This window comes from Candidatus Mycoplasma haematohominis, assembly GCF_902712995.1.
In the GTDB taxonomy this organism is placed as follows: domain Bacteria; phylum Bacillota_I; class Bacilli_A; order Mycoplasmatales; family Mycoplasmoidaceae; genus Eperythrozoon_B; species Eperythrozoon_B haematohominis.
Genome location: NZ_CACTIB010000026.1, coordinates 1 through 1,772, shown reverse-complemented (window position 1 = coordinate 1,772; position 1,772 = coordinate 1). Strand labels below are relative to the sequence as shown.

Annotated in this window: 3 protein-coding genes; all 3 read right to left on the bottom strand. The window is 36.1% G+C overall.

All coding sequences use genetic code 4. The features are described 5' to 3' along the window. Positions 1–291: 291 nt before the first annotated feature. Positions 292–786: a hypothetical protein gene (locus H6411_RS04500; protein ID WP_216083452.1), complete on the bottom strand. Its 495-nt coding sequence runs from the start codon at positions 784–786 to the stop codon at positions 292–294. Further along, positions 786–1,280: a hypothetical protein gene (locus tag H6411_RS04495; protein WP_216083451.1), complete on the bottom strand. Its 495-nt coding sequence runs from the start codon at positions 1,278–1,280 to the stop codon at positions 786–788. The genes H6411_RS04500 and H6411_RS04495 overlap by 1 nt, the downstream gene beginning before the upstream one ends. A 4-nt stretch (positions 1,281–1,284) precedes the next feature. Continuing rightward, positions 1,285–1,772: hypothetical protein (locus H6411_RS04490; RefSeq protein WP_216083450.1), on the bottom strand; the 488-nt coding region annotated here is incomplete at its 5' end.

Below are 1,772 nucleotides of genomic sequence, written 5' to 3'. Positions count from 1 at the left end.
GATAAGTGTATCTTCTATTCAATGCGCTTTTTCTTTCTATTCTTTTTAACGCGATTGCCTCTTTATCTTCTTTAGTTCCTTGGTAAACGCCTATCGCTACTGCCCCTATTGCCAAAACAGCAATTCCCGCTATCGAAAGATTGGTCACTACAAACTAGTAAACTCTTCTTAACTCTTTTAGAATCAGGTTGTTTTTTCCTCTTTCATTTTACTATCTCAAAACACACTAGACAAAAATCATAGAAATTCTTTACTTAGCCTGCAAAAACTTCTGCTTTGATTGAACCCAATCTACTCAATTTGTAAAACTTCTGTTCCTTTTAGTGTACAAAACTTTCCTATATCCTCTCGATATTTTGCTCTATTACTGCTATCTCCTGCTCCATTGAACTCCGTTTTTTCCTTCTTGTAAGAGGTATCACAAACTTTATTCAAAGCAGCAAGCACATCTCCTTCGTCAGAGCTATAACCCTTATTCACAGCTCGAAATTCAGAAGAAGAGGCTCTATTTATTGCTTGACCTTCCAAATTTTCTAACTTCTCCTTATACCTCGCATTCCATCAACTCTCATTTTCCTGCACATTTGCAACTAACACCCTCTTATTGTTTCCAACATTAAACAACTTATTTTCTCCTACATAACTCTCTTTCTGAGAAGTTATCTTATCGCTCTCCAGTGCTTGTTCCAAAGTTCATGGGCTAGAAGAAATCATAGAAATCCCTATTCCTCCTCCTATTGCCAAAGCAACTCCGCCTCCGGCAATAGCTACTTTAATTGAATCCACTACTCAACTTGTAAAGTTTCTGTTCCCTTTACAGTACAAAATTTTTCCACATCTTTTCTATACTGAAATTTTGTATCTGTATCTTCAGTGCCTTTAAACCCATCTTTGTCTAATTTATAAGCAGTATCGCAAACTTTATTTAAGGCAGTAGTGGTATCAGTCTCACCAACGCCATAACCCTTATCTACAGACCTAAAATGTGAAGACAAAGCTCTATTATTGTCTTGTCCTTTTATTTTTTCCAATTTCTCTTTGTGCCTAGCGTTTCACCAACTTTGATTTTCCGGTACATCTGCCACCAAAACATCTTTATTTGTTCCATATCCAGCTAATTTAGCATTATTTTCATAGTCACCCTTATCGGTTATTCCAACTAATGCTTGCTTTAAGGTGATAGGATCGCTAGTACGAGTAGCAAGCATGTACACCCCTACTCCTGTCCCTCCCACCAAAACAATTCCCGCTGCTATGCCTCCAGCTACTTGCGTTGTCATAAATCTACTCCGGAATTAAGTAACAGAATCTTTTAATGTCTTCATCTTTTACTTTAGGAGTTCCAGATGTTTCTGATATAGCAAAACTATAAGCAACTTCACATTTTTTCTTTATAGTGTCGTCTACGCCTCTACTGTTTTTCTTTTCATAAAGCTTTGCAAACTCTGAATCTTCAGAAGCCTTGACTCCTAAACCATCTTTTCCTGCCTCTCCAAAAAACTGTTCATTTCTTTCTTCTCAAAATGCTTCATTATCACCACTCTTTACAGAAAGAATTTTATTTTTGTGTTCAGGTTTAGAACCAAACTTATTATCGTACTCATTAAAGACAAACGTATATTTAGCTCCAACTATTGAACAATATACTCAAACATTGTCTTCATAATTTAGTTTTACGCTTCAATTTGTTCTTTGTTGATTAAACGCAACATCACAAACCTTATTCAGAGAAGTTGCTTCACTTCCAAAGCCCAAAGTAACTTTCTCAACAC